General features: G+C 59.7%; 3 protein-coding genes. All 3 read left to right on the plus strand.

Annotated elements, in window-relative coordinates:
- Nucleotides 1-466: 50S ribosomal protein L5 (gene rplE, locus EN879_RS36360; protein ID WP_127274738.1), on the plus strand; the 466-nt coding region annotated here is incomplete at its 5' end.
- A 27-nt stretch (nt 467-493) separates the two neighbouring features.
- Nucleotides 494-799, plus strand: coding sequence for a 30S ribosomal protein S14 (rpsN, locus tag EN879_RS36365; RefSeq protein WP_013895695.1), 306 nt, complete (start codon nt 494-496; stop codon nt 797-799).
- Nucleotides 800-811: 12 nt separating this feature from the next.
- The gene (gene rpsH, locus EN879_RS36370) at nt 812-1,210 is read left to right on the plus strand and encodes a 30S ribosomal protein S8 (protein WP_013531431.1); all 399 of its coding nucleotides are present in this window, start codon (nt 812-814) and stop codon (nt 1,208-1,210) included.
- The last annotated feature ends 28 nt before the right edge of the window (nt 1,211-1,238 follow it).

Here is a 1,238-nt window from a genome sequence, read left to right on the forward strand (position 1 = left end):
AGTGCAGGTTCCGCGCATCGACAAGATCGTGCTGAACATGGGCGTCGGCGAAGCGACCGCCGATTCGAAGAAGCCTTCGATCGCGGCCGAAGACCTGGCGATGATTGCCGGCCAGAAGGCCGTCGTCACCCGCGCCCGCAACTCGATCGCCGGCTTCAAGGTCCGCGAGAAGATGCCAATCGGCGCCAAGGTCACGTTGCGCAAGGAACGGATGTATGAGTTCCTCGACCGCCTCGTGAACATCGCACTGCCGCGCGTCCGCGACTTTCGCGGACTGAATCCGAAGAGCTTCGATGGCCGTGGCAACTACGCCATGGGCATCAAGGAACACATCGTGTTCCCGGAGATCAACTACGACAAGGTTGATCAGATCTGGGGCATGGACGTCATCGTTTGTACGACTGCGAAGACGGACGACGAAGCCAGGGCATTGCTCAAGGCCTTCAACTTCCCCTTCCGCCAGTAACGGCAGCGAGAAAAGGAAAAATCTGAAATGGCAAAGACCAGCTCAGTCGAGAAGAACAACAGGCGCCGCAAGCTTGCCGACCAGTACGGTCCCAAGCGGGCTGCGCTCAAGGCGATCATCATGGATCAGTCCAAGCCGATGGAAGAGCGTTTCCGCGCTCAGCTCAAGCTTGCTGCCATGCCGCGCAACTCGGCCAAGATCCGCATCCGCAACCGCTGCGAAGTCACCGGCCGTCCGCGCGCCTACTATCGCAAGCTCAAAGTATCGCGCATCGCGCTTCGTGATCTCGGCAATAACGGCCAGATCCCGGGCCTGGTCAAGTCGAGCTGGTAAGGAGGACATAACATGTCATTGAGCGATCCTCTCGGCGATATGCTGACCCGCATCCGCAACGCGTATGGCCGCAAGAAGTCGAGCGTTTCGACGCCGGCTTCGCGTCTGCGCACCCGCGTCCTCGACGTGCTGAAGGCTGAAGGCTATATCCGCGATTACAGCCAGACCGACTTCGACAACGGCAAGTCCGAAATCGAGATCGAGCTGAAGTATTTCGACGGCGCGCCGGTCGTGCGCGAAATCGCCCGCGTTTCGAAGCCAGGCCGCCGCGTCTATGTTTCGGCCAAGTCGATTCCGCAGGTCGCAAACGGCCTCGGCATCGCCATCCTTTCGACACCGAAGGGCGTGATGGCCGACCATGAAGCACGTGAACAGAACGTCGGCGGTGAGATCCTCTGCCAGATCTTCTGATCTGGCAGTTGACCGCAAAGTGGAATCC

This window comes from Mesorhizobium sp. M7A.F.Ca.AU.002.02.1.1, from assembly GCF_003998535.1.
GTDB lineage: Bacteria > Pseudomonadota > Alphaproteobacteria > Rhizobiales > Rhizobiaceae > Mesorhizobium > Mesorhizobium ciceri.

Excerpts from the sequence above, each read along its gene's own strand:
- rpsH (WP_013531431.1), top strand. The coding sequence starts at position 812 with ATGTCATTGAGCGATCCTCTCGGCGATATGCTGACCCGCATCCGCAAC.
- rpsN (WP_013895695.1), top strand. The coding sequence starts at position 494 with ATGGCAAAGACCAGCTCAGTCGAGAAGAACAACAGGCGCCGCAAGCTT.